Source organism: Vallitalea sediminicola (assembly GCF_054408565.1).
This window is the reverse complement of record NZ_BTPT01000008.1, coordinates 71374-98172: the sequence shown is the minus strand read 5'-3', so window position 1 is coordinate 98172 and position 26799 is coordinate 71374. Positions and strand designations below refer to the sequence as shown.

The window sequence follows — 26799 nt, the reverse complement described above, 5'->3', positions numbered from 1 at the left end:
CTCCTTTATTCTATAGTTCTTAACTTAGATATATCAAAGAATTCTGAGTATCCATAAAAATCATAATCTGCTATCTTAGAGCTGTTATATACAATGCTTTCTTTTGTATAAGTTAGCGGGATGTCAATAACGTTGTCATTACTAAAATTGATTAGATAATTGAAAATCTCATCAATTCGTTCATCATCTGTCGCTTGTAGATATTCATTGATAGCTTTATCTATATCCGCTTTTTCAGGAAGTCTTGAGCTAGCAGCCATACCTGCTGAACAATTGAGCCAAGGGGTAAAATAAGTCTGTGGTACTGTTGCTGTAGCATTAGTATTCCATATGGTTAAATCAAAATCTCCCTTCATATCTGTCTGCCACCATAGCATTTGCTCTAATCCATTAAGTTCAACATCAATACCTATGTTAGCTAGTTGGCTCTTGATTGTTGTTGCAATGTCCTTATTGATTGCTACTTCTACTTGATATGTAAATGATAATTTTAATGATTTACCATTTTTCTCACGAATACCTGTTTTTGAATTCATAGTCCATCCTGCTGCATCTAATAACTTCTCTGCTTCAGCTGGATTATACTCCCATTTATTATTCAAAGTACAGTCAGCATGTTTTACTCCTTTTGGAAAAAGTCTATCCGCCACGTTTTCATAACTATAAGTTAGTCCATCTGAAATGACTTTTTTATCTATTGACATAGCAATTGCTTTTCTCACATTAATATCTGAACACATCTCTCCTGAAGCATTCACTACGATATTTCTTGTACGCTCATCTTTGTCTGCAATCTTACCTTTAGCATTTTTCAATGTTGATGCTTGTTTATAGTCATCATATGTCAACATCGCAGATCCAAAAATCAAATCTATTTCTCCTGTTTGTAGTGCTTTCAATCTTGATGCTGAATCTGGTATATATTTGGCTATTACTTTATCATAATATGTTTTTTCACCCCAATAATCCTTATAATAATCGAATTCTGTATATTCACCTTTGACAAATTCACTATATCTATATGGTCCTGTACCAACAAATCCCTTCAACTGAGTAAAATTATCAGGTTCAATAGTCTTTGGTGATATCATTGCCGCTACATCAGGTGAACTCAGATCATTTAATATTGCAAAATAAGGTGCTTGATAATTAATACATACAGTATTATTATCTACAATATCTATATTAGTAATAGTAGAAATCCCTTTCAAAAAAGCGTTATTGGGATTAGCTTTATAATAGTCCAAGATTTCCTTAACTGCTTCTGCGTTAAATATTTCCCCATCATGGAATTTGACTCCTTCCCTTAGGTGAAATGTTATAGCAGTTTTGTCCTCACTCCATTCCCAACTTTTTGCTAAGCAGGGATGGAATTCTCCTTCTTCATAAACAACAAGACACTCATAAACTAATTTTTGAGCACAAGCATTGTTAGAATCCATTATAATTGTTGAAAGATTATTTAATTCTCCTCCTGAAGCTATAGATAAAATCTTTTCATTGCTATCTGATTCCCCTAGAGTATTTTGGATATCTTCTTTTTTACCACCACAACCACTAAATATCATTGTTAAACTTAAAATCGTTACTATCATAGCTATTACTTTATTGTTTTTCATATTATTCCTTCTTTCTTAATATTTGGTATTGCTTCTCTTTTTAGTTTTCCTTTTTCTATAATCAATACCCGGTCAGATAATCTAGAGGCATGATTCCAATCATGAGTAATAAATAAATAAGAACATCCAAATTTTTCACGATATAATTCCAAAGTATCAAGTACACAATCTGCTGAAATGAGATCAAGTCCACTTGTGACCTCATCTAGAACCAAATATCTTGGATGCACAGCTAACGCTCTTAGTAGTGAAATACGCCTCTGCTCACCTCCTGATAATAATCTTATTGGTGATTTTAGAAGAGTTTGGCTTATACCTGTCATCTCCATTAATTCATACAAAACATCTTTTCTTTCTTTTCTTGATTTATTGGTCAAATTAATCAAGGCTTCTTCCATATTTTGATACACAGACCTTTTGGGATTCAATGTTCCTGATGCATCTTGGAAAACAGCTTGTAATCTATCACGATGTTGTTGCCAATCATTATATTTCCATGAATTGGTGTCTTCTCCATTAAAAATGATATGTCCTTTTACTGGTTTTTCCAAGCCTACAATCAATCGAGCTAATGTACTCTTTCCTGAACCACTTTCTCCCATTAAAGCAATACTTTCTTTTTGGTTCCAAGTCATATTGATATGTTGTAATACAGGTATTTTCTCACCATTATCTCCTATATATCTTTGACAAATATTATCAATTACAATTCTCTCCATGACCACTCCTCCCTTTCTAGATTAGAATAACTTTTTGCAAAAGTTTTAGTCCATAGTTGCTTTGGAGATGTTAATAACTCTGCCATTGAACCCTGTTCTATAGAACGTCCATGTTCCAGTACTATAACTGTTTCACATAGTTTCAGCATAGATTCTACATCATGTGAAATGAATAGTATCCCTGCACTGGTACATTCTTCTTTTAATAGTTTTAATAGTTTTAATAGTAAATCCCTGTTTTCTATATCTAAAGCGGACGTAGGTTCATCTGCTAATATATATTTAGGTTTCATTGAAATCAAAAGTGCCATTGCGACTCTTTGAAGCATCCCTCCTGATAATTGTGCTGGAATGGATTCCATAACACGTTTACCATCAGTTAGATTCACCATGTCCAGTGCTTCTAATGCTAAAATCTTACATTCTTCAAGTTTCTTTTTTAATCTTACCTTCAAGGTTTCTATCATCTGTTCTCCGATTTTTAATCTTGGGTCAAAACTTGTCATGGGACTTTGAGGTATATACCCTATAGTTGTCCCGCATAATTCTCTTCGTTTATTAAAAGATAGATTGGTCAATTCTTTCCCATCTAGAATTATGCTTCCAGAAGTCAATGAACACTCTCTACTAAGAAAACCCATGATAGCTCTTATAAGTGTAGTTTTTCCTGAACCGCTTTGCCCCGTAAGACCAATAATCTGTTTTTGATTTAATTGTAGGGAAAAATTATCTAAGATTTTCTTATTTTTAGTATCAACACTAATATTTTTCACTTCCAGCATATTATCCCTCCAATTCTTTTCCCAATATATTAAATACTGCTGTACACATAAAGACAAAAGCTATTGGATAGATAATCAGATGAGGTCGCATCATAGCTACTGATTGAGCATCAAGAATCATACTCCCCCAGTCTACCACTCTATCTCCAAGACCTAATCCCATGAATGAAAAGCTTGTAATCATCATTATCATATCTGCACAGGATAGGAATAAGAACATCACCACATCCTGTAATAAATTGGGAAGTATATGTACAAATAAAACCCTACAACGTGATGCTCCAGACGCAGTAGCACAGAGAACATATGCACGTCCATATTCTATTTCCGTTTTTGATTTCACTAGTTTTATTACTCTCAAAAATAGAGATAACGTAACAGCAATCATTGTTGTGAATGCGCCACTCCCCCAAGCTCCCATAAAAACAATTAAATAGGCAATTGGTGGTAACGCTGTAGCCGCATTAAGTAAACTGTCTCCGATAAAACCAGTTTTTTTTTTTGCCGCTCCCATAATCGATCCTATAGGTACTCCCATAATTAATATAATAATTGCACTAAACAATACAATGGAAAGTGTAGTTCTTCCTCCATATAAAACTCGTGACAACACGCAACGGCCCATAGTATCTGTTCCAAATGGATAATTTCCACTTGGCTGTTGTAAACGGATACTAAGGTTAACTAAATTAGGGTCATTAGGTGCAAATAGATATCCAAATGTACAGAGTACTATCAAGATCAAACAAATAATTATGCATATACGTTTTTTCATTTATATAGTTTCCTCCCTTTTAGCTAAATTCTTTTTCTGTAGCAATTCCTGAATCCAATCAGAAACAATATTCAGTAACACTAACATCATCGCAAGAAAAAGAACTGCCAAATGTATCATAGGAGAATCACGATTAAGGACACTATCAATAATCAGATATCCTAATCCAGGTAATGAAAATACCCTTTCAATTATTGCTGCCCCTGCCAAGGTTAATCCAATATTTTGTAAGAAACTAGGGATTAATGATATGACACCATGAGGCAATGTGTGCCTCAACAATATTCTTTTTTCACTTATCCCTCTACATCTTAAATAAAATACATAGTCTTCATGAGCTTCTCTTTCAAGCCCATCTTTTAATAATCTAGCGTAGAATGCCATAGGAGCTAAAGAAAGACAAAGAGCCGGATGGAAATACTTCATGAACCCTGAATTTTGTGCCACTGATATAATATTTAATTTCACTGCAAAGATATCAAGATAAATACTAGCTATGTAAAATCCAGGGATCGAAATAGCAGCCAATGTTAATATACTTAATAAAAACCCTTCCCATTTACCTTGGAAATAATAAAGAAAGCAACCAAATATCACAATTCCTATTGCTTCAATGACAGCTGCTAGTAAAACTACTTTTAAGGTTATTGGTACTCCTTGACCTAACTCTTTCAGTGCTGATTCTCCGTTAACTAAAGACTCTCCAAAATCTAAGTGAAAGGCATCTCCCATCCAATTAACATACTGTATCATTAGTGGTTTATCCAATCCCATCTTGACGCGAACTTCTTCTATCTGTGTTTTTGTAGGATTCATCATACTCCTACGTGCATATGCAGTTGCTGGGTCAACTGGAGAAAGTCTCATTAGCACAAATGAAAATATGCTTACTATAAGAAAAGTAAACAATATCTCTGATATTCTTCTTAGAAATGATCTATTTGTTTTCATTTTTCATCCTCCACTCTTTTTCTCTACCCAATAAACCTTGCATCAAAATTTCATATTTGATATAATTGAAAGCAATAATCAATATCAATTGACTAGTACACATTATATTCTATATCCTCATAAAGTCAATACGGTTAGTATAAGTTTGTCTTTTGAAGGTATATTTTTGTCTTTTAGAGGTATTGGAGGTATATAAATGACATATTTGCAGAAAAGTATGTACGAAACTTGTTTATTAGAAAATGGATTTTATAGAGATGATGATAATAATGTATATCCTGATGAATGGATTTGCTATACCCTCTCTCCCCATAGAGGGCAAGGACATTATTGGGTTTATTATTATAATAATCTTTTTTCTATATCCATAATGGATTTTTCATATAATGAAGATTTGTTTTTTGAATATGACCAACCTCGTTATATAAGTATTAATTATTACGAGTCAGTTTCTGGAGAAGAATTAAAACCATATAAAAGATTATCATCTTCTTATATAAAAGGACATATGGGTCATGGTTGTTATCAGGCTCTGTACCATAAAAACATCCCTATCCGATGTACAGCTATCTTAATCATGCCTGATTATTATGAAGATTATCTGAAAGCTAAGTATCCAGGAGAATATGAAAATCCATTAAATGCTTTTTTAAGTGTTGATGGTCTAAAAGATTTTCCTGAGTTAGTATTTTTACTTAAGCAAATAAAAAATTGTCATTTCACAGGTATATACGCAAAACTTTTCATTGAAAGCAAAGTCGCCGAAGCAATATCACTTATTGTTCAAAAGACTAGAGATAATCCTACATATTCTGTGAAACATACATCACAGCAAGATTTAGAGAATTTGGCTACTGTGACTGCATACATAGATGACCACTTTGGATTTGATATCAATTTGGATCAATTGACCAAAATAGCTTGTATGGGAAAAACGAAACTTAAATACTCTTTTAAAACTGTATACAAATGCACTATTTACGAATATATAACTAACAAGCGTATGAGTCACGCAGAACATCTTCTTTCCAATACTGATTTAAGTATCAAACAGATTTCTCAAATAATTGGTTATAAGAAAGCTAGCAGCTTTTCAGATACTTTTAGAAAAAGCACAGGAATTTTACCTAGTGAATATCGGAAACTATCTGTTGCCATAGAGCCAGCAAATGATTAATAAAAAAACTTTTCCACAAGAATGGAAAAGTTTTTTATATCTATGCTTAATCTTATAGCCATATTATTATCAAGGCCACATAATTTTTGTTTTCATTGATTTGATATGATTAATGTATTTGTCATCAGGTTTTTTATTAGTAAACAGATAATCGAAATCTCCTATATCCCCAAAAGAAAATGGATATATTTGATTAAATTTTGTATCATCAACCAAAGCAAAATTCAATCTGCTCCGACTAATAATTTTTCGTTTTATGTCACATTCTGGTAATGTTCTATTGGATAATCCATTTTCTAATGAAACACCACTAGCTGTTATGAATGATTTATCAAAATAAAAATCATCTATAAACCTTATGGCAACATCACCTGTCGCTGATATTGTTTTCTTGTTTACACTACCTGGTATCATAATAAGATTTGCATCCAAATCTGTATCAATAACTTTTATAGCAAATAAAAGATTATTAGTAACTATAGTCAAATCATGTCTTGACTCAATAACTTCAGCAAGATGCATATGAGTCGTTCCTGAGTCTACAAATATAGTATCCCCATCTTTTATATAAGGTTCTGCTAAGTCTGCAATTGATATTTTTTTCTCTGAAAGATAATCAATTCTAGCTTTTATATTAACCAAATTATCATTGATATTTGCTGTAACATAACCATATTCTTTTTTTATTTTATCATCTGCTATCAATTGATTGATGTATCTTCTTACTGTGCTCTCTGAAAGCTTGAAGACCTCCATCAATTCTTGAACTTTAACTTCTTTATTTTTAAAAATGTATTCTTCTACTTCCGTGATTTTCTTCGCCAAACACTCACTTCCTGACCTATAGAGATTAGATTAAAACATATTGGTATTATATCACCAAACGTTTTAACATTCAAGCGTATACAAATCTCTTTAATCAGTTAGTTTATCTGCGAGTTTTATTGCATTAACCATACTTACTGAATTAGCAATCCCTTTACCTGCTATATCAAATGCTGTCCCGTGGTCAACAGAAGTACGTAACACAGATAATCCTGCTGAAGTATTCACCCCGGATTCAAAAGCATACATTTTAAAAGGAATATGCCCTTGGTCATGATACATTGCTACAACAATATCAAATTCACCTTTTATCCCTCTATAGAATACTGTATCAGGTGGAATAGGTCCTATGACATTAAGATGATTCATTTCCTCAATTGCTGGAATAATGATATCTTTCTCCTGATTTCCAAATAACCCGTTTTCACTTGAATGTGGATTAATCCCTGCAACAGCTATTCTAGGTTCTCTCATTAATATTTTTTTCATATTATCATATGCAAGTTCTATTACTTTCTTGATACGTTCTATTGACAAAGCTTTAATTGCATCTTCCAAAGAAACATGGGTGGACACATGGATAATGGATAGCTTTTCATCATATAGATGCATAGCATAATCTTTCGTTCCACATTGTGTAGCAAATATTTCTGTATGACCTGGAAAATTGTGTCCAGCCATATGTAATGCTTCTTTGTTAATTGGTGCTGTGGTGACCGCCCTGCCTTTATTATCCTTTACATGCTGTATAGCAGAAATGATATACTCATATGCTGCATGTCCGCACATACTACTTAACTGACCAATCTTATATTTTCCCATATCAATATTATCAAAATCCAATACATTAAGTATTTCACTTGAATACCTTGCATCTTCTACTGCACTTATCTTATTTAATTCATATTCAGTAATTCCAATACTATCTTTAATCAAAGATAATACTTTTATATCACCAAATACAACAACTGGTATACTGCTTACCTCTTTATTCTTAAAACAGCTTAAAATAATTTCTGGACCTACTCCAGCAGGATCTCCCATTGTCAAAATAATTGGTTTAACTTTCATTATACTCACCTCAAATAATCTAATATATCACTAAATGTTTCCTTGTTACCGAATGCTCCAGCCTTGGTTACTACCTGTATATCGCAATATTTCTGATGTACAAATCTTCCAATAGGTATTGCTGGTAATACTTCGTCAATTATCTTCATGCCTTCAATATTTAAATAATTAGCGATTTTTATCAATGTATCGCCACCTGTAATAAATAACCCCGATAAATCTTTACTTGCTTCATTCAATATTTTTCCTGTAATTTCACCTAATCCTTGTGCGATGAACTCGCTGGTCTCATACTTATTAAGACCTTTCTTTTCTGCATATTCACATGCTATCTGTATATCTTTTTTATCTTTCGCAGTACGTATGACAATGTCTTCCTTCTCACTTATCAGCTGTAGTATATTCTGTAATATTTTTTTCTTCCTATCATCATCAAAAAAGTCTTGTATAGAAATATCAATTATATTAAAGTCATGAATTGTGTTAGCATAAATAATCTGTTCTCTTGTAACATCACTGACACTTCCAATTATTGATAATATGGATTTGCATACCTTCAATTCAAAGGCATCTGTAATATATTCGGCAAGTCCTGCTGTCCCTACAATTAAAAACCTTGAATCCATATCTGCTATCATATCAGAAAGCATCATCAAATCAACATTTGACTCTGCATCAAAAACAATGATTTCTGTTCCTTTATCCTTTAATTCCATTAGCTTTTTTAACAGATGCTCTTTATCATAATGAGAATCTTTTTTAATAACATCAACTTTTCTAGAACATTGATTTTTAATTATATCTGGAATATATGATTGTTTTACAGGTGTTTTAGGATCTTTTGCTATTTCTGTTTCGTGTAAAAACTGCCCATTTACTTTTACATGTCCTTCAATAGTTTTTCTCCCATTTGATGGTAATGCAGGAATCACAACAGCAAAATCATATCCCATACCATTCATGCACCCATCAATCTCAGCACCAATGTTCCCTCTAAATGTAGAGTCCAACTTCTTGTATACCAAGACATTTTCAAGCTCTTGAATTTTCTTAGAAATTTTATTTACTTTTTTATATGCAGTATCTTTATCATCAAATCTACTTTCGGTATCAAATACTACTACTTCATTATTACTTATATTACTTATCAATTGATTAATATCAGTTGTAACAACAGTTTGCAATCCTTCTTTCGCAAATTGAACTCCTGTATCATTAGAACCAGTAAAATCATCAGCAATGATTGCCAACTTCATTTTTCATTCCTCCTTAATACCAAGAAAGAACCAAAGTTCTACAGTTCAGGTTCTTTCTTAGTAACATCTTCTAGCTAACCTTTTTCTTCATTCTTTTTCTGATAAATGAAGTGAATATAGGTGTCAACAATGCAGTAGTTATGGTTGAAGCAGCAACTTGAGCAGTTGCAACACTAGCAACCGCTGCTAATGCAGGATCTGCGATAGCTACAGCTTCTGGTGTTCCTACAGCATTACCCGCAGTACTTGATGCCGCTGCACCAGCTACTCCACTTCCGCCAGATGCTCTATCGGCAAGCACATTAAATATACCACCAATAATTGTAGTCATGACACCAAGTAATACACCTGCAAATCCAGCTTTAATTATGGTTGTAAAGTTTAGCCCAGCTCCTAATGCAAAAGCAAAAAATGGAATTAATACTGGTCCACCTTTTGTGAGAAACTGTCTCATTTCTTGATCAAGGTTACCGATAATCATACCAAGTATTATGGGAACGATAACACCTATAAGAGTTATGAATGGTATGCTAGCTATACCAGCAGTACCTAATGCAATCATTGTAAGAAATGGTCCGTCATTTATGGATATAATAGAAATAGCTCCTACATCCGTCTCATCTCCAAATTCACCAACCAATGCAGCATATAATCCACCATTGGTATTAGTCATAGCTGCGATTATTGCTAATGATGATAAACCGAACAGACCATTAGCTGGTAATAACTTAGATACTAACAAACCAATTCCAACACCAATTACAAATTTTGTAAAAGTTATTGCCGACCCTCTAACGATAGCTTTTGGTGCTGCTTTGAAGTTCAATCCAGCACCCATACAGAATAGAAATACTCCAATCATCGGTCCAGCTCCAGTTGCTATAGCAGTTGTAAATCCCCCGATTTTTAATGAAGCTGGAAATAAAGTGTTGATTATGGCACCAATAAGTAATGGGATTACCATCATACCACCTGGAATCTTTTCAATACTCCGTTTAATCTTCATACCATTCTCCTTTCAAGATACATTCTTTTTTTGAACGTTTTATGATAATATCATATAATGTTTTGACCATTTTGTCAATGCATTTTTATTATTTAATTAAAAAATTTTCTATGTTTCTTCCTATAATAAAAGAGCTGCAACAAAGAATGTTATATATTCTTTGTTGCAGCTCTCTTTTATATTCATGCCTTCATTTATATCTATCTATCCTCTTTTCATTAAAGTCTAGATTTATAATCATCATATCTGAATTCTTTTAAAACTCTTACTCCATCATCATTCATTATAGCTATCGAAGGTAAATTAATACCATTGAACATGTTATTTTTCACCATAGTATAATGAGCCATATCCGTGAAAATAAGTTTATCTCCAATTTTTAATGGTTTAGTGAATGAATAATCTCCAATTACATCACCCGCAAGACAAGTCATACCACCTAGTCTATAAGTATATTTTTCTTGGTCCTGTAACCTTGAATCAATAATATGCGGTCTATACGGCATCTCAATTACATCTGGCATATGACATGCAGCGGAAGTATCAAGTATTGCTATATCCATATTGTTGTTCACAATATCAAGTACACTGGCTACTAAAAATCCACAATCAAGTGCTACAGCTTCACCAGGTTCCAAGTAGACATCTAGATCATAGGTGTTTTTCATATGCAGTATAAGACCTATCAGTTTATCTACATCATAATCGTCTCTGGTAATATGATGTCCTCCACCAAAGTTAATCCATTTCATCTTGTACAGATACTTGCCGAATTTCTCTTCTACGACTTTTAGAGTCCTCTCTAATGTATCAGAATTTTGTTCACACATGGTATGAAAATGCAATCCACTGATGCCTTTTATATCATATTCTTCAATATCCTCTAACTTAGTACCTAACCTTGAATTAATTGCACATGGATTATATATTTCTGTCTCTACTTCTGAGTATTCAGGATTAATTCTAATACCACAGTCAATTTTTCTACTTGAATCATCAATTCTCTCTTCAAATCTTCTATATTGATTAATTGAATTAAACACAATGTGATCGGTAATAGAAATAATTTCATCGAACTCATCATCTCTATAAGCTGGAGCATAGATATGCACTTCTTTATCCATATACTCTTGTCCCAGTTTAGCTTCATACAAAGAACTTGCAGTAATTCCTGCCAAATACTTACCTATTAAAGGAAATACCGAATACATGGAAAAACCTTTTAAGGCAAGTAATATTTTTGCTCCTGTTTTCTTTTGTATTAGTTGCAATGTTTCAAGATTATTTATCAATAACCTTTCATCTATTACATAAGACGGTGTTGAAATACTCTTTATCAATTGTTTGTCTTTTTCCTTCATTCTGTCACCTAACCCTTTACATATATTGCTTAATCAACTAAATCAGGTTCAAAACTTTCATTCCAAGGTAATCCTTGCTTGTTTAGTTGCTCCATAAATGGGTCTGGGTCAAATTCTTCAACATTATAAACACCTGGTCTCTTCCATTTACCTTCTAACAGCAACTTAGCTCCAATCATAGCAGGTACCCCTGTTGTATAGGATATTGCCTGTGAACCAACTTCCTTATAACAAGATTGATGATCACATATATTATATACATAATAGCTGACAGGTTTCCCATCCTTAATCCCTTGATATATACATCCAATATTAGTTTTACCTTTTGTAAGAGGTCCAAGAGTAGCTGGATCTGGTAGAACTGCTTTCAAAAATTGTAGTGGCTGTATCTTAGTTCCTGCAATATCTATAGGTTTAATACTTGTCATTCCAACATTTTGTAGTACATTAAGATGAGTTATATATTTCTGCGAAAATGTCATAAAGAATCTAATTCTTTTAATACCAGGCATATGAACAGCTAATGATTCCAATTCTTCATGATAAAGTAGATAAGCATCTTTTTCTCCTACCTGATCAAAATTATAGACTGTTTTTATTTCTAGTGGTTGAGTTTCAACCCAATTTCCTTTTTCCCAATATCTACCATTAGCAGTTATTTCACGTATATTAATTTCTGGGTTAAAATTTGTTGCAAATGGATATCCATGATCACCACCGTTAGCATCAAGAATATCAATATAATGAATTTCATCAAAATAATGCTTTAATGCATATGCACTAAACACACCGGTAACTCCCGGGTCAAACCCACAACCTAAAATTGCAGTCAAACCAGCTTTTTCAAATCTTTCTTTGTATGCCCACTGCCATTTGTATTCAAACTTTGGAATATCAGGTGGCTCATAATTAGCAGTATCCAGATAATGAACCCCTGTTTCAAGACAAGCGTCCATAATTGTCAGATCTTGATAAGGCAATGCTACATTTATAACCATCTCAGGTTTATATTCATTAATCAACTCTACAATTTCATCTGTATCATCTGCATCTAGCTGTGCAGTTGTAATTATTGTTCTACCACCATTGAACTTCTCTTTCATGGCATCACATTTTGATTTTGTCCTACTAGCAATGCATATCTCTTCAAATACTTCTGGATTCTTACAGCATTTTGCAACAACTACATTAGATACTCCTCCAGCTCCAATTATTAATACTCTACTCATATTGATGCTCCTCTTTCTTTTGACATAATTAATGCTACTTCTCTTAATACTTTTGCCGCTACAACATTAGATACACCACTTAAATCATAATGAGGTGATAGTTCCACTATATCAGCTCCAACAATATTGACATCCAAAAGACTTACAATACCATTTATCAATTCATTATAATTAATACCTCCTGGTTCAGGAGTACCTGTACCAGGAAATATGCTGGGATCCAAAACATCTAAATCTATGGACAGATAAACTGGGTCATCACCTACTATAGATTTAACTTTTTCTATATCATTCAAGTTAAACAACTGTATTTTGGTATGTTCTTTAGCGAATTCAAATTCTTCTCTAGTACCTGAACGAATACCATATTGAAAAATGTTACCAGAATCAAGAACTTCATAAATTCTTCTCATAACAGTTGCATGGGATAATTTTTCACCTAAATACTCGATTCTAAGGTCAGCGTGAGCATCTAAATGTACAACATGCATATTACTATATTTTTCTGCAAACGCTTTTACAATAGGATATGATATCAAATGTTCTCCACCTAGAGTTATGATTTTTTTATTATCTGTAAGCAAGTTTTTAATATTTTCATAGATGTACTCAATAGTTCTTGATGTACTCCCTATGGGTATTTCCATATTACCGATGTCTATATAATTATAGTCATCCATATCCTTTTCTTGATATGGGCTGTATGTCTCAAGACCATCTATTTCAGTTCTTACAGCATCAGGTCCAAATCTTGTACCTGGTCTATTGGAGCATGTTCCATCAAAAGGAACACCGCATATAACAATATCAGCTTCATTATATGTGCTGTTAATACCTTCATACTCATGGACAGCTTTTTTATTTAACATAAACATATCAGTTCCTCCATATTATCTTTCGTAATATGTATAGCCTCTTAACCCTGCTTCATATGACTCCATAATACTCTTACGTTCTTTTGCTGTAATCAGCCCAGCTTTCACTGCTGTTTCTGCAATTTCCCTAAAACTGACTCTCAAATCTTTTGTATTATATTCTACATATGATAGAACATCTTCGACTGTATCCCCTTGAATTTCATTAATAAATTCATAAGAACCTTCCCCATCCATTCTTATACTAACTACGTTAGTATCTCCAAATAAATTATGTAGATCACCTAAAGTTTCTTGATATGCTCCAACAAGAAAAGTCCCAATATAATAATCTTCAGAGGATTTTAGTTCATGTAAAGGCAGAGTCTTTTTAACATCATGCAGATCAATAAATTTATTGATTTCACCGTCACAATCACATGTTATATCAGCTATCACTGCATTTCTAGTAGGTTCTTCATTCAATCTGTGAATGGGCAGTATAGGAAATAATTGGTCTATTGCCCAACTATCTGGAATTGATTGAAACACCGAAAAATTACAATAGTAGATATCTGCTAATGCATTATCTAAATCAATTAAATCCGTAGGAACAAACTTCAACTTATGAATTTCATTAGAAACTTTATAAATCAAATCCCAATATATTTTCTCTGATAGAGCTCTTTCCCTTAAAGATATATTGCTATGATTGAACATATCTTTAATCAAGTCTCTATAATAAAGTGCATCATTATAGCTCTCTTGAAGGTTTTTGACACCAAGATTCTTATAAACTTCAAATAGATTCTTTATGTTTTCAGGTGTCTCTTCTGGTAAGTCTTCTGGAATATCATATTGTTCAAACTTAGTTACACCAAGTACATTGAATACAAGGATTGAGTAGTATGCTACAATAGCACGTCCTGACTCTGTGATAATGACAGGATGCTCAATATTATCCCTGTCCATAACGGACATAACCGCTTCAATCACATCAATACAATATTCATCAATATTATAATTGCGACTACTGGTAAAGTTAGTATTTGAGCCATCATAATCAACCGCTAATCCTCCACCTAAATCTAGAAAACCCATTGGTGCTCCTTCTTTAACTAGTTCAGCATATACCCTTGCAGCTTCCAAAACTGCAATTCTTATATCTCTGATATTAGGAATTTGTGAACCTAAATGATAGTGCATCAATTTTAGACAATCCAATACATCCTTTTCTTTTAGATAGTCCAAAATTTCAATGACTTGAGACATATTCAATCCGAAAATACTCCTATCACCACCAGATTCAGTCCAATGTCCACCAGCTTTTGTTGATAATTTAATTCTAATACCAATATTAGGTTTTACTCCTAATAATCTTCCTCTATCTAATATTAGTTCAACTTCTCCTGGCATTTCTATTACAAAGAATAGATTATAACCCATTTTAACAGCATACAAGCCTAGATCAATGAATTCAGAGTCTTTGTATCCATTGCATATGATATTGGCTTCTTTATCTTTCATCTCAGTCATTACTGCAATAAGCTCCGCCTTACTTCCTACTTCAAAACCATGATGATATCTTTGACCGAACTTAGCTATCTCATGCACTACTTGCTGCTGCTGATTAACCTTAATTGGATATACTCCTCTATAAGAACCTTTGTAATCCAATGACTCAATGGCATTACTGAAGGAATTATTCAAAGAAGAAATCTGTTCATCTAATATATTCTCAAACCGCAGTAATACAGGCATGTCAAATCCTCTATCTTCGACGCCTTTAATTATATCTATAAGACTTACACCACTATTTTCATCTTTAAAAGGATTAATGATTAATTCACCTTTTTCAGATATGGCAAAATAATCTCTTCCCCAATTAGTTACTCCATACAGTTCTTCCGATTTTTTTATATCCCATCTGTTAAGAATTTCATTTCTCTTCATTATACATTTCTCATTTCTATATAAATATTATAGCTACATTATTTTTTTGTTATCCAAAGCTGTACTATCAAATAATTTTGTAGACAAAAAAAGCATCACCTCTATATGGTGAACTCAAACATTAACAATATATAATTCTTAAGTTCCATACTGTCAAATATATTCAAGTGCTAAATTATTAGCTTAATAAATGGTCATACTTTCTTTTATCGTTATTATATTTTGCTATTTCTTCGATAAGACCAACTCCTTTTACAAATACTTTAATATAATATATATTCCTATTTTGGCTTCATTATACGTGTTTTTTTTCTAATTTGTCAAGTAAAAATTTCACCAAAGCTCATAATACTTATTTGGCATTAAAAAATGGCTGAACATTCATCTACAAATTTTCAGCCATTCTTGTTTTTGAGTTTACAAGATTATTTTACTTTGTTTCCTTACCATATCAATAGTATATACCTTCTATGCTATTGTAATATCCTTATTCAAATAAACATCTTGAATGGCGTTAATTATTTCCACACCTTCCTTGAATGGTTTTTGGAATGCCTTCCTTCCAAGAATTAAGCCACTTCCACCTGCCCTTTTATTAATAACTGCTGTTTTTACAGCTTCTGCCAAATCATTTTCTCCTGATGGACCTCCTGAATTAATTAAAGGAATTCTGCCCATATAGTTATTCAATATTTGATATCTAGTGAGATCAATGGGATTTTCAGAGCTAAGTTCTGTATATATTCTTTCATCAAATTTACCATAATCACTTTCGCCCATATTCAGCGCCTTAAATCCACCGTTGTTCATTGGTAATTTCTGTTTGATGATATCCGCACCAATAGTTACACCCAAATGATTTGCTTGACCTGTAAGATCTGCCGAAGCATGATAATTCTTATCTTTGTTAAATGCATCATTTCTTAAATAACACCATAATATAGTGAAAAGTCCCTTAGAATGTGCATATTCAAACATCTCACTGGTCTCTATAATTTGTCTGTTAGATTCTTTGGAACCAAAATAGATAGTAGCTCCAATTCCCGCAGCTCCCATATTGTATGCCTGATCTACTGAAGCGAATTTTATCTGGTCAAATGTATTTGGATAGGATAATAGCTCGTTATGGTTGACTTTTACAACCAATGGTATTTTATGAGCATATTTTCTCGATACAATTGATAAACCTCCTAAGGTAGATACAACGCCATTACAACCAGCTTCTATCGCAAGTTTGACAATATTCTCAGGATCAAAATATAATGGATTTTTAGCAAATGATGCACCAGCAGAATGTTCAACTCCTTGATCAACAGGCAATATAGATATATAACCACTCTCACCTAATCTTCCAGTACTATATAATCTATTTAAGTTCACTAAAACCCTATTATTTCTATCTGATTGTGCAAAAATATCATCAATGGTATTACAATTAGGTATTGCTATTTGTTCCTTCTTTATTTTAGGATTTTTAAAATCAAGAATCTGTGAATCCTCACCTAGTAAATCGTATATTTTTTTAGTATCTAACATTTTTATACCCCTTTCTGTTACATAGTTATGCTTATTTGATAATGATATTCATTATTAATTATATTGTAAATCTATAGATTATAGATGTCAATAGCAATATACTAATAATTAGAATTATAAAAGCACTTTTAATATATTAAATACTAAAAGTGCTTTTATTTCTATTGACTATGTCTCTACCTATAATTTATGGCTTTGTTAATTTTTAGCAAGTGCTTTCACTACTTTATACCCCTTCATATCAACATATAGTTCTCCAGCATATGGATTCCTTTTGGTTTTCACAATCTTATAAATCATAAAAACAAGTACAGAAGCATTAGCTACTAATGCCGCCAAACTCCAAATGGTTAACGCTGTAGTATTATATGTTGATGAGACAGCAAATCTACCCTTATCAATAAATGCAGGGAAAGTCTGCGCGAACATACACCATAAAGCTAATGTTTGTGCTCTATGCTGTAACCAAGCACCTTTACCAATAGTAAATGCACATACAGTAGGAGCTAATAGTAAAGCAAAACCACAATACCATGCATGACCCGGTAAGCAGTTATATGTATAAGCAAAATTCCAGATATCATAAGCTACAATCCAGAACCACATCATATCCGGCCATAACATATCTTGGCTTTTATCTTTTTTGGTTGTTTTACGAATGCAGATTCCAAACCATCCAGTAATAGTAATTATATTAATAATACCAGCTGCCGCATTCATATAATTCCATGCTCCCCCAACTACATACATTGACTCATCCGCAAGAAAACCTCCGATAACATAATTAGCACCTATTTCGATATCACGTACTACCGCTTCACAGATATTGATTGCAAGAATAAGTGGTGGAAAACAAAGTGCAATAGGATTATTGTAAAGGTGCCATTGTTTATCGGTCCTTTTGTTTTTTCCATGTAAATGCCTGATACACCAAAAACCAATACAACCCGCAGTAGAAGAATATACCTTAACAAGATGAAACCAATCCGTATAAGTAGTATCTTTTAATACCGTAAACCAAAGAACAGAAAGTACAATAGGCAAAATGACAAAACCAATAAACCCCGCTACAATAGATCTCCTTGTTACTTCGTTCAAAGCAAATAATACAGCAAAAACTACTATCCAGACAAGCCAAACAGAAATTACGGACGCACCGCTTTCAAAATTAAATGTAAACATTTTAACGCTTCCCCTTATATCATACTCTACGTTTATTATTAAATAGTAAACGCAGGCTATAAAATGTCATGCGTCTCTGTGGTTATACCATTATAGAACGTATGGCCTTTGTTAAAATTATAACATTTACATATTTTGTCGTCAATAATTATGTTTTTTCCGCATTATTTTCTGCATAAGTCACATAATTTTTCACAAATATTTGGTTATTATTTGATTTTTTCTCTAATCTATCTTTTTCAATAGCATTCATTCATTATTTGGCGTTATTCAAAGCATCTTTAACACCATCTATAATCCCCTGTGATGAATATGATGCCCCACTCACAGCATCAACCTCAGTGCTTTGGTTTTCAATAATTTTATCTGGTATAGCATTATATGCTCTATCAAACCACTTCCTATCATCATTTTGTTCTGTAACTTCCACCGATATAATCTGTTCACTCTTTACTGTTATTTGAACCACTATTGTATCTCTAAACCCTTCACCTTCGCCTACGTAGATACCATCTGCTATACCTACAGCATCTCCTATGTTTTTAGTATTTTCTTCTGTAATAACTTTTGTCTCATCCCACTGAGAAGGTAACTTTTCAGTTTCTGTATGTTGATTATTTTTGACCTCGTGAGATTCAGGTACAATAAAGACATTATACGCAATAAATGCTAAAATCAATATGGATACTATTGTGGTGATAATTCCAATATATTTGTTTTTTCCTTTTTTTGCAAAATCCATTTTGCCATAACTTAGGGCACCGTCTACAGGACAACTTGTAATACACTGGAAACAATTGATACATTGAGGCGATCGCAAATTCCCACATTTTGATATTTCAATATTCATGGGACATATATTATCGCACTTCTTACAACCTACACATAGAGATTCGTTCCTCTTGATTGTAAAAGGTCTAAATATACTAAACAGACCATACCTGGCTCCTTGATAACAGAAGTAATTACAAAATGGTCTTTCAAAAAATAGACCAACTATTAAAAAGAAGCATATTACTGCAATTGAACCAATGTTAATCATATGAAATGATAATAATCTTAAAAAATTTGCCCTAGGATCAAACGCCATAATATTAAATATTAAATCCGTTGCTACTACTAACACAAGTCCAAGTATTATGTATCTAGTAAATTTCAAAATCTTATGTATTGTCCTTGGCATTTTCTTTTTCTTGATACCTAATAGACTTCCTACCTTACTGAATATATCCTGTATGAATCCAAAAGGACAAATCCAACCACAGTAGAATACTCCAGATAAGAGGGTCAAACCTAAAAATACTAGCATAACCACTTCAAAGTTAATTAATAATGAAGTTATTGTTAAAACAAAACATAAAATTTGAACACTCAATCTATATTTTTGAATTTTTTTCTTCATAGTAACCTTTCCTTTCATATTTTAGTTGTTATTATAATACATTTTTATCTATAGAATTCACCTCATAGAATTTCTACTATTATAATCATCATACATTCAATAACCCTTCTAATTCTACCACAAAATTACGTGAAGATTGTGTTAAAGTTGTGGTAGTCTTTAAAATGATAAAAGGCACCCCATAATCAGGTACCTTTAATTTAATCATTGATATTCAACTTATTTATTTTGCCCTCTAACAAAGTTAGAAACTACCGTTGTAAGTGGAACTGGCGCAACTTCAAATGAACCATCATTATTTATTGTTATTAGAGTTCCGCCCCTTTGAGTATAACTTTTTTTAATATTTTTATATGCCAAAAAGTCAATTGACATCCCATATGTCATCATGACACCTTTATAAGTTAGGGAAAGGGTATTTAAATGGTCATGACCACAGAACATCCCTTTGATTATACCATTTCGAACTGCCTTTTCAAAAAAATCAGGTTGATACTTAGATATTCCAAAATAGTCATTGCTTTCTCCAATACTCCCAAAATGATAATCAACACTTGTATCTCCCAGTTTCATCTTCTCATAAGCTTCCTTGAATTCTGGCAATGGCATATGGAAAAATGCTAAAGCTTTTAAATCATCATTTTGTTTTCTTAATACGGATAGTTCTTTCATACACCATGCTGTTTGATCTTCATGAATACAGTCAAATCCACTGTAGAACCATCCATCCCTGTACATATTGGAATCTAAGATTACAAGAGCCATTAGTAACTTTTCATTGTCAACTAATTTTATTATATAATTGCCTTCTCCAGTAAGGTCTTTTTCACCCTTAGCAAAAATACTATATTTCCCCTCTATTATAATATCTGAGATTTGATTTTTATCCCCTTTTGACCCCATTTCAATATCATGATTGCCAAATAAAAAAGCATAAGGAATCTGAAATGAATCCATAAATTCAACTAATTTTTTAGCCTGCTTTATATTATTTCTAGTACCAGATTTAAATATAAAAGGAAAAATACTGTCTCCTGTTAAAATAATTAAAGAAGGTTTTGTTTGTTTAACTAATTTTGTAACAGCATCCATACCTAATTCATCTTGTTTTCTAGATAATACACCAAATCCGAAGTGCAAATCAGTTAATTGTAATATCTTATATGGTTTATTACCTATATTGATTGCAAAATGATTGTCTACATCTTTGTAGAACATAGGATTATCATACATACCTTAATCCCTCCTATTATATATTGATCTTATATGGTTAAGTTAATGGCATCATGGCACCAACTGCACAGATTATAGTAGATACTACCATGATAACTTGGAATGCCATTGTTCCGAATCTGCCACAGATTGGACTAGCACCAGCTTTTTTCCTTGATTTGTTATATGTAAATACCAACATGACTGCAACCAGAACAACTACTCCTGACATTATTCTTGTCAATATGATGAAACTATTTACACCAAATATGGCAAATAGTAATGATGGTATTGTAGCAAGTAACCAACATACCTTATTATTTATTCCAATCTGTTCATGGACAACATCACGAAGACTTAGTGTGTTTGACCAAAATGTGGTTAAAAGAGCAAACAATGAAAATAATCCTGCGAGTATAGCTGCCCAACGTCCAATATTCTCACCTAATTGAAGATATGCAAGTTCTTTATCCAGTGAACCTTTTACCCCTAACAGTACAGTTGTTGTCACAATCAACACAAATATTGATGATATAGCAAAACCTAAGAAAATTGAAGTTCTAATTTTTTTAACATCACCTTTTAATCCTTTCACCGATTGGATAACAGCTTGATTTGCAGAAGTTGCAAAAACCACCATGCTATATAATCCCAACAGATTATTGATTTGTATTTTGGATGCTTGAACAGTATTTATTGGTTTCATAAAAGTTCCAATACTTATAGTTATTACTATTACTATCAAAACAGAAACAGTATATTTTTGAGCAATACCCACAGCCTTCATTCCCATAAAAACAACTATACCAGCTAAAAGATAATATATCACCTGAGCCATAGAAAATGATATATTCAGCCAATTGCAAATTATTTGAGCTCCCCCGTTGATATTACCGCTAACTCCAACTACAATTGCTAATCCATAAACTGTAAACATAATCCAACTAAATATTTTTTTACCTTTCCCCTTAAACAATTCACCTTCAAAACTTTTAACAAGCTGAACACCACCATTATTATATGACAACTCAGCAATAATCAAATGTAAAACAACATTAATAAAATATGCTAATATTACCATCACAACAACGTCTCTCAGACTATTTTTCGTTGCTAGAAAAGGTACTGCTATAATACCCGTACCGATACTGTGTCCAACAATCATACTTGTAGCTTCGTACACAGTAAAATCAGCTTCACTTTTTATTTTCATTTTTGTCCTCCCAATTAAAAATTATAATAATGGTTTTATCTTATGCTTTTTTATTACCTAAAATGTATTCTGCCAATAATAACATATTGCAATTAAATCATACTTATTTGATTATAGCATATTTCATTGATAGAATAAAACCACCCAGCCAGTTTTTACACTTTAGGGTGGTATATTTTGTTACTCTTATTTATAAAAATTATAGCTACTGAACTTAATTACTATTACTATTTGTTTTCTGCTACAACTTTTTTATATGTTTCAGTATCTGCATATATCTCATCTTTTAATGGATTAAGTTTATTTTTACGTATTTTATTGAATTGATAAGCTACAAGTGCAGCATTTGTGATCAAAGCCAATAAACTTAAAATAAAAAATGCATTAGGATTATGAGTAGTAGCTACTGGAGCTATACGGTCTGCAAATGAAGGTACTGTCATAACAAACATAATCCACAAAGCAAGTGTCTGAGCTCGATGCTGTAACCATGCTCCTCTTTTAATGAAGAAAGCTGGAATTGTACATGAAGCTAATAACGCTAAACCACAGTAAAATGAATGATCAGCTATACAATTGTATGTATAAGCAAGATTCCATACATCATAGGCAATAATCCAAGCCCAAATCATATCTGGCCAAATCATATCCTTTGATTTGTCTTTTGAGATGAATATTCCAACCCATCCGCAAATAGCGATAACATTAAGAATACCCGCTATACCATTCATAATATTCCATGATCCTGACATTACCCAAAGATTATCTATGTACTTACCATCCCATGCTCCATATGCAAAACATTGAAAATCTCGAAATGAAGCTTCAAGTATATTCAGACCTAAGATTAAAGGCGGAAAACATAATGCCCACTTTTTCTTTGCCAGTGAAGGAATATAACGAATAGCCATAAAACCAAGACACCCTGCAAGAGCTGAATAGGTTTTCACCCAGTTAAACCAAGTTCCCGTACCATATTCATTACCTGGAGCTGCTGTTGTTGGCCAAACTGAGAAGGTTAATACTATAGGAACGATTAAAAATAATACAATTCCCCCCCATTTTGTAGAACGACCAAGTTCATTAAATGCCATTAAAGCAAAGACAACAAAAAGCCAAATCGCCCATCCTGAAAAACTTGTTGCTTCATATAAAATACCCATATTACTGCGCCTCCTAAAATAATTGATTATAACATTGATATAATTTTAACATATTTGTTCGTAGGCAACTATAAATTGTTACATAAAATATTGTAAATTTAGTTTCTTTATTGTCTACAGACATAATTTTATGTCACAAACATTATAATTTTACTTTATATTGTTATATATGTCAAATAGTTTTAGAAGTTTTATTTCCTTTCTTGTTAACATTTATTCAACTTCATATATAATGATTCAATATCAATATTATTTATTCAAACAAATTCAACAAATTATTATATTATAAAACATTTAACTTTTTTGTAAGTTTATGTTATTATATAATTGTATTTATATATTTGGAGGTTAAATATGAAACAATTAAGATTATTGTACTTTAATTTTAATGGTCGTCTGAATCGCCTAAGGTATTTTTTGTATGGCATACCCTTATCTATAATAATGGGTCTAGCTTATTTAATAACAATGAATACCATTGATGATGCATCGATAACTAATACATATATTATTATGGGTATTTATTTTTTAATACTTATAATATGTTCCATTTCAGGATTAACACTCACTGTGAGACGATTACATGACCTGAATAAAACTGGATGGTTAGTACTGATTCAATTTCTCTCTCTAATTCCAGTCTTAAGAATTATCTCTGGAATTTTTGGATTATATCTTCTTTTTGCCCGTGGTACTGATGGAGAAAACGAATATGGTGATAACCCGTTGAATTATGATGATTATCCATTCTACGACCAAAGCATAGAATAAACATTCTATGCTTTTACAATTTTTGATTATATATTTATAAAATGTTATGACTTCTTAATAAATCTAAAGTCACATACCTTATCTCCATATCCTAAAGTCTTCTTTCGATCCCAAATAATATTTTTCATGTTACCATACATGTAATCATCTACTTGACAAAAAATGGGAACCAACTCCATACAATGTTCTTTTTTCATGATATCTACGTATAAACAGCTTTTCGCATGAAATTCCATAGTTTTGTTATCATTACTTATCCATTTCATATTCCATCCTGGTTTGCAGAAACTATTTTTGATAGCCATAGGACACATTTTACGAAATATAGCATAACCAAAAGGTATCTTCCCAATAAATCCAAAAAAAGATGCCATTCCTTTATTAGCTATTATTGCAGATTCTTTTATAGCTTCGATACTTCTTTCTCTTGTATATCCAAAAGCAAGCATTTCCTTATAAACAGCTATAGATGGTAATATAGCCTTTTTCATGTGAACAGCCATTTTCTTATCTGATAAATCATGTTTATCAATCAACGCCCCCAACCTTTTTTCTATTTTTGTTATCATTTCTTTACTCTCACTTAATTGACCTTCAAACAATATATATTTCATTGAGCTTTTTTTTAAGATTTTATTATTGTTCATATACATTTTCCTCCGATAAATCATAATAGTGTGTACAACAAGCATTAACTAATTCATAATCATGAGTAATCAATAAAATAGTTTTGTTCAATAAAGCTGCATTTTTTATTGCTTCGGCTAAAATTTCCATATTTCTATAATCCAGCCCACTGCTTGGTTCATCTAATATCAATATATCTCTATCAGACAATAATCCACATAGTATTGAAAGTCTTTGTTTTTGTCCTCCTGATAATGCATAAGGGTGTTTATCCCTTATATCATATAGATTAAATAACTTCAAAAACTCTCTTGCTTTTTCTAATTTTTCATGTGATCCATCTATACCTATCAATATTTCTTTTTCTATGCTGTTGGTAAAAAATTGGGTCTGGGTTTCATTAGCACTATACCATACTTTTTTATTTCTTTTTTTATGATTGTATTTCTTATCATTTATTATAATATTGCCTTCAGTCTCTTTGTACATACCACTTATGACTTTTGCAAGTGTTGTTTTTCCTGCTCCATTAGTTCCCAATACAGCTATTATCTGACCAGCATATCCTGAAAAAGAACAATTCTCTATAATGCTTTTACCTTTAATGCTTAATGATACATCTTTAAGTTCTATTAATGACTTATCCTTTTGTTTAACAGATATATTTCTCAATGAATTGATTTTTGTCTTATGTGGGCAACGTATCCCTAATTTTTGTTGCTGTAACAAGCTAATTTTCATAATTTCATCTTTTGTGTATTCTTTAACGATTTTTCCATCTTCAATATATAAAAATCTATCTACAATATTCATGAGATAATATATTCTATGTTCTGCAAATACCATTGTAGTTCCATTGTTCTTAAATATTTCAAGAATATTTTTCAGATTATCAATACCCTCTGTATCAAGATTTGCTGATGGTTCATCAAAAATCAATATTTTTGCTTTTGTTACCATTGCAGAGGCAATAGCTACTTTTTGTCGTTCACCACTTGATAGTTCAGATAAATCTTTATCTTGTAAATCTTGTAATTTAAGTTGTTTCATTATATCATTGGTACAAGTCACAATCTTATCATGCCTTAATCCATAATTCTCACATGCAAAGGCAATCTCACCTTCTACTTTATTAGAAAAGAATTGTGTCCTTGGGTCTTGAAATACACTACCTACTTTTTTACCTCTTTCCCACATAGGGAATTCCTCTGCATTCTTGCCGTTTATATGTACATTACCTTGAAGATTTCCATTTTCAAAGTAATTAGGGATTAAGCCATTGATAGTGCGTATTATTGAAGTCTTACCATTACCAGATGGTCCTATGATGGCTATAGATTCTCCTTTTTCAACCTTTAGGGATACCTCCTTCAAACATAGAGATTGATCATATGCAAAAGAGATATTTTCTAGTTTAATCATTTCAGTCCTCCTCCAAGTAACAAATAACAAAATGCAGATACTATTAGTACTATACCAATAAAATCCTTTACACCCTTATTGTCAATGTAGTAACTCCCTCTATTACATGGAGCTTGTATCCCCCTAACCACAGCAGAAGCTGATAATTGATCTGCTGTGTTGATACTCATCATTAACATTGGTACTAATATATACTCATAGGTTTTCATAGGGTGTAGAATAATGTTTTTACTACCAATCAAATCACGATTATACATTGATTCCTTTACACCTTTTATAGCAAACCTGACTGTAGGAATGAATCTACATGTAACCAATACTCCTAATATAAAAGGTTTTGGAATATGTATCCTAGATAAAAATGCACTTATTACGCCTGGTGAAGTAGTAACAACATCATGCATAGCCATAAAAATTGGTGTTAGCCACCAGAACATAAAAACATAGAACTCAGAAAAACCTATAAAGGAAAACATATATGTACGACTTAACCATCGAATAATACTTAAACCTATATATAGCGGTATATATCCTTTCAATACCTTATATTTTCTTTGTATCAAAAAACTGCAAGTCAATCCTATAAATAAAACAGGCATGTATTCCACATTTCCCACCATGAATGTACCAAATATTGTAATAATCAATATTATTAGTTTAGTAGCCATTGAATATTCCCGTTTTTTCATGGTT

At 32.1% G+C, this 26799-nt stretch carries 24 protein-coding genes; 2 read left to right on the top strand and 22 right to left on the bottom strand.

Going from position 1 to position 26799, the window contains the following annotated elements; translation table 11 throughout:
* Positions 1-5 precede the first annotated feature (5 nt).
* From ACX6CF_RS03610 to ACX6CF_RS03590, 5 genes are read right to left on the bottom strand one after another with little or no spacing between them, the layout of a single operon-like run.
* A complete protein-coding gene (locus ACX6CF_RS03610; protein ID WP_458783934.1) occupies positions 6-1619 on the bottom strand; it encodes an ABC transporter substrate-binding protein in 1614 nt (537 codons plus the stop codon).
* Positions 1616-2338, bottom strand: coding sequence for an ATP-binding cassette domain-containing protein (locus ACX6CF_RS03605; protein ID WP_458783933.1), 723 nt, complete (start codon positions 2336-2338; stop codon positions 1616-1618). Before ACX6CF_RS03605 ends, ACX6CF_RS03610 begins: the two co-directional genes overlap by 4 nt.
* Positions 2323-3120, bottom strand: a complete 798-nt coding sequence (locus ACX6CF_RS03600; RefSeq protein ID WP_458783932.1) for an ATP-binding cassette domain-containing protein — start codon at positions 3118-3120, stop codon at positions 2323-2325. The genes ACX6CF_RS03605 and ACX6CF_RS03600 overlap by 16 nt, the downstream gene beginning before the upstream one ends.
* 1 nt (position 3121) lies before the next feature.
* The gene (locus ACX6CF_RS03595; protein ID WP_458783931.1) at positions 3122-3895 is read right to left on the bottom strand and encodes an ABC transporter permease; all 774 of its coding nucleotides are present in this window, start codon (positions 3893-3895) and stop codon (positions 3122-3124) included.
* A complete protein-coding gene (locus ACX6CF_RS03590; RefSeq protein WP_458783930.1) occupies positions 3896-4846 on the bottom strand; it encodes an ABC transporter permease in 951 nt (316 codons plus the stop codon).
* A gap of 196 nt (positions 4847-5042) precedes the next feature.
* Between ACX6CF_RS03590 and ACX6CF_RS03585 the strand changes: the two genes are divergently transcribed.
* Positions 5043-6023 carry a helix-turn-helix domain-containing protein gene (locus ACX6CF_RS03585; protein WP_458783929.1) on the top strand — a complete coding sequence of 327 codons (981 nt, stop codon included), beginning with the start codon at positions 5043-5045 and terminating at the stop codon, positions 6021-6023.
* 69 nt (positions 6024-6092) lie between these two features.
* Here ACX6CF_RS03585 and ACX6CF_RS03580 read toward each other — a convergent pair whose 3' ends face one another.
* The 14 genes from ACX6CF_RS03580 to ACX6CF_RS03515 all read right to left on the bottom strand — a co-directional run bounded on the left by ACX6CF_RS03580 (position 6093) and on the right by ACX6CF_RS03515 (position 23286).
* A complete protein-coding gene (locus ACX6CF_RS03580) occupies positions 6093-6848 on the bottom strand; it encodes a DeoR/GlpR family DNA-binding transcription regulator (protein ID WP_458783928.1) in 756 nt (251 codons plus the stop codon).
* A 90-nt stretch (positions 6849-6938) separates the two neighbouring features.
* Positions 6939-7919 carry a 4-hydroxythreonine-4-phosphate dehydrogenase PdxA gene (gene pdxA / locus ACX6CF_RS03575; protein ID WP_458783927.1) on the bottom strand — a complete coding sequence of 327 codons (981 nt, stop codon included), beginning with the start codon at positions 7917-7919 and terminating at the stop codon, positions 6939-6941.
* Between the two features lie 5 nt (positions 7920-7924).
* Positions 7925-9175 carry a four-carbon acid sugar kinase family protein gene (locus tag ACX6CF_RS03570; protein WP_458783926.1) on the bottom strand — a complete coding sequence of 417 codons (1251 nt, stop codon included), beginning with the start codon at positions 9173-9175 and terminating at the stop codon, positions 7925-7927.
* Positions 9176-9245: 70 nt separating this feature from the next.
* A complete protein-coding gene (locus ACX6CF_RS03565) occupies positions 9246-10181 on the bottom strand; it encodes a 2-keto-3-deoxygluconate permease (RefSeq protein WP_458783925.1) in 936 nt (311 codons plus the stop codon).
* A gap of 218 nt (positions 10182-10399) precedes the next feature.
* Positions 10400-11542 carry a carboxynorspermidine decarboxylase gene (gene nspC / locus ACX6CF_RS03560; RefSeq protein ID WP_458783924.1) on the bottom strand — a complete coding sequence of 381 codons (1143 nt, stop codon included), beginning with the start codon at positions 11540-11542 and terminating at the stop codon, positions 10400-10402.
* 29 nt (positions 11543-11571) lie between these two features.
* Complete coding sequence (locus tag ACX6CF_RS03555; RefSeq protein ID WP_458783923.1) at positions 11572-12771, bottom strand: saccharopine dehydrogenase family protein; 1200 nt, start codon at positions 12769-12771, stop codon at positions 11572-11574.
* Positions 12768-13646, bottom strand: a complete 879-nt coding sequence (speB, locus tag ACX6CF_RS03550; RefSeq protein WP_458783922.1) for an agmatinase — start codon at positions 13644-13646, stop codon at positions 12768-12770. The genes ACX6CF_RS03555 and speB overlap by 4 nt, the downstream gene beginning before the upstream one ends.
* Positions 13647-13661: 15 nt before the next feature.
* Positions 13662-15578, bottom strand: a complete 1917-nt coding sequence (gene speA, locus ACX6CF_RS03545) for a biosynthetic arginine decarboxylase (RefSeq protein ID WP_458783921.1) — start codon at positions 15576-15578, stop codon at positions 13662-13664.
* 468 nt (positions 15579-16046) lie between these two features.
* A complete protein-coding gene (locus ACX6CF_RS03540; RefSeq protein WP_458783920.1) occupies positions 16047-17114 on the bottom strand; it encodes a class I fructose-bisphosphate aldolase in 1068 nt (355 codons plus the stop codon).
* 198 nt (positions 17115-17312) lie between these two features.
* Positions 17313-18296 (bottom strand): DUF5692 family protein, encoded by a 984-nt coding sequence (locus ACX6CF_RS03535; protein ID WP_458783919.1) that lies wholly within the window; start codon positions 18294-18296, stop codon positions 17313-17315.
* A 256-nt stretch (positions 18297-18552) separates the two neighbouring features.
* Positions 18553-19698, bottom strand: coding sequence for an FMN-binding protein (locus ACX6CF_RS03530; RefSeq protein ID WP_458783918.1), 1146 nt, complete (start codon positions 19696-19698; stop codon positions 18553-18555).
* 219 nt (positions 19699-19917) lie between these two features.
* Entirely contained in the window at positions 19918-20931 is a 1014-nt protein-coding gene (locus ACX6CF_RS03525; RefSeq protein ID WP_458783917.1) for a metallophosphoesterase, read from the bottom strand.
* 37 nt (positions 20932-20968) lie between these two features.
* Positions 20969-22123: an SLC5/6 family protein gene (locus ACX6CF_RS03520; RefSeq protein ID WP_458783916.1), complete on the bottom strand. Its 1155-nt coding sequence runs from the start codon at positions 22121-22123 to the stop codon at positions 20969-20971.
* A gap of 227 nt (positions 22124-22350) precedes the next feature.
* Positions 22351-23286, bottom strand: a complete 936-nt coding sequence (locus ACX6CF_RS03515; RefSeq protein ID WP_458783915.1) for a DUF5692 family protein — start codon at positions 23284-23286, stop codon at positions 22351-22353.
* A 354-nt stretch (positions 23287-23640) separates the two neighbouring features.
* Between ACX6CF_RS03515 and ACX6CF_RS03510 the strand changes: the two genes are divergently transcribed.
* Complete coding sequence (locus tag ACX6CF_RS03510; protein WP_458783914.1) at positions 23641-24057, top strand: DUF805 domain-containing protein; 417 nt, start codon at positions 23641-23643, stop codon at positions 24055-24057.
* Positions 24058-24101: 44 nt separating this feature from the next.
* Here the strand turns inward: ACX6CF_RS03510 and ACX6CF_RS03505 are convergent, their stop codons facing one another.
* Genes ACX6CF_RS03505 through ACX6CF_RS03495 form a run of 3 tightly spaced genes read right to left on the bottom strand, consistent with a single transcriptional unit; the run spans position 24102 to position 26795 of the window.
* Entirely contained in the window at positions 24102-24704 is a 603-nt protein-coding gene (locus tag ACX6CF_RS03505; RefSeq protein ID WP_458783913.1) for an L-2-amino-thiazoline-4-carboxylic acid hydrolase, read from the bottom strand.
* On the bottom strand, positions 24694-26106 hold the full coding sequence (locus tag ACX6CF_RS03500; RefSeq protein ID WP_458783912.1) for an ABC transporter ATP-binding protein: 1413 nt from the start codon (positions 26104-26106) through the stop codon (positions 24694-24696). The genes ACX6CF_RS03505 and ACX6CF_RS03500 overlap by 11 nt, the downstream gene beginning before the upstream one ends.
* Positions 26103-26795 carry an energy-coupling factor transporter transmembrane component T family protein gene (locus ACX6CF_RS03495; RefSeq protein ID WP_458783950.1) on the bottom strand — a complete coding sequence of 231 codons (693 nt, stop codon included), beginning with the start codon at positions 26793-26795 and terminating at the stop codon, positions 26103-26105. The genes ACX6CF_RS03500 and ACX6CF_RS03495 overlap by 4 nt, the downstream gene beginning before the upstream one ends.
* Between the last annotated feature and the right edge of the window lie 4 nt (positions 26796-26799).

Bases quoted from the DNA above. Each gene is read 5' to 3' on its own strand.
- ACX6CF_RS03515 (WP_458783915.1), bottom strand. From the start codon at position 23,286: ATGGGTATTTTATATGAAGCAACAAGTTTTTCAGGATGGGCGATTTGG.
- ACX6CF_RS03585 (WP_458783929.1), top strand. From the start codon at position 5,043: ATGACATATTTGCAGAAAAGTATGTACGAAACTTGTTTATTAGAAAAT.
- ACX6CF_RS03520 (WP_458783916.1), bottom strand. From the start codon at position 22,123: ATGAAAATAAAAAGTGAAGCTGATTTTACTGTGTACGAAGCTACAAGT.
- ACX6CF_RS03535 (WP_458783919.1), bottom strand. From the start codon at position 18,296: ATGTTTACATTTAATTTTGAAAGCGGTGCGTCCGTAATTTCTGTTTGG.
- ACX6CF_RS03555 (WP_458783923.1), bottom strand. From the start codon at position 12,771: ATGAGTAGAGTATTAATAATTGGAGCTGGAGGAGTATCTAATGTAGTT.
- speA (WP_458783921.1), bottom strand. From the start codon at position 15,578: ATGAAGAGAAATGAAATTCTTAACAGATGGGATATAAAAAAATCGGAA.
- speB (WP_458783922.1), bottom strand. From the start codon at position 13,646: ATGTTTATGTTAAATAAAAAAGCTGTCCATGAGTATGAAGGTATTAAC.
- ACX6CF_RS03610 (WP_458783934.1), bottom strand. From the start codon at position 1,619: ATGAAAAACAATAAAGTAATAGCTATGATAGTAACGATTTTAAGTTTA.
- ACX6CF_RS03570 (WP_458783926.1), bottom strand. From the start codon at position 9,175: ATGAAGTTGGCAATCATTGCTGATGATTTTACTGGTTCTAATGATACA.
- ACX6CF_RS03565 (WP_458783925.1), bottom strand. From the start codon at position 10,181: ATGAAGATTAAACGGAGTATTGAAAAGATTCCAGGTGGTATGATGGTA.
- ACX6CF_RS03505 (WP_458783913.1), bottom strand. From the start codon at position 24,704: ATGAACAATAATAAAATCTTAAAAAAAAGCTCAATGAAATATATATTG.
- nspC (WP_458783924.1), bottom strand. From the start codon at position 11,542: ATGAAGGAAAAAGACAAACAATTGATAAAGAGTATTTCAACACCGTCT.
- ACX6CF_RS03590 (WP_458783930.1), bottom strand. From the start codon at position 4,846: ATGAAAACAAATAGATCATTTCTAAGAAGAATATCAGAGATATTGTTT.
- ACX6CF_RS03525 (WP_458783917.1), bottom strand. From the start codon at position 20,931: ATGTATGATAATCCTATGTTCTACAAAGATGTAGACAATCATTTTGCA.
- ACX6CF_RS03540 (WP_458783920.1), bottom strand. From the start codon at position 17,114: ATGTTAGATACTAAAAAAATATACGATTTACTAGGTGAGGATTCACAG.
- ACX6CF_RS03530 (WP_458783918.1), bottom strand. From the start codon at position 19,698: ATGAAGAAAAAAATTCAAAAATATAGATTGAGTGTTCAAATTTTATGT.
- ACX6CF_RS03605 (WP_458783933.1), bottom strand. From the start codon at position 2,338: ATGGAGAGAATTGTAATTGATAATATTTGTCAAAGATATATAGGAGAT.
- ACX6CF_RS03595 (WP_458783931.1), bottom strand. From the start codon at position 3,895: ATGAAAAAACGTATATGCATAATTATTTGTTTGATCTTGATAGTACTC.
- ACX6CF_RS03510 (WP_458783914.1), top strand. From the start codon at position 23,641: ATGAAACAATTAAGATTATTGTACTTTAATTTTAATGGTCGTCTGAAT.
- ACX6CF_RS03500 (WP_458783912.1), bottom strand. From the start codon at position 26,106: ATGATTAAACTAGAAAATATCTCTTTTGCATATGATCAATCTCTATGT.
- pdxA (WP_458783927.1), bottom strand. From the start codon at position 7,919: ATGAAAGTTAAACCAATTATTTTGACAATGGGAGATCCTGCTGGAGTA.
- ACX6CF_RS03495 (WP_458783950.1), bottom strand. From the start codon at position 26,795: ATGAAAAAACGGGAATATTCAATGGCTACTAAACTAATAATATTGATT.
- ACX6CF_RS03600 (WP_458783932.1), bottom strand. From the start codon at position 3,120: ATGCTGGAAGTGAAAAATATTAGTGTTGATACTAAAAATAAGAAAATC.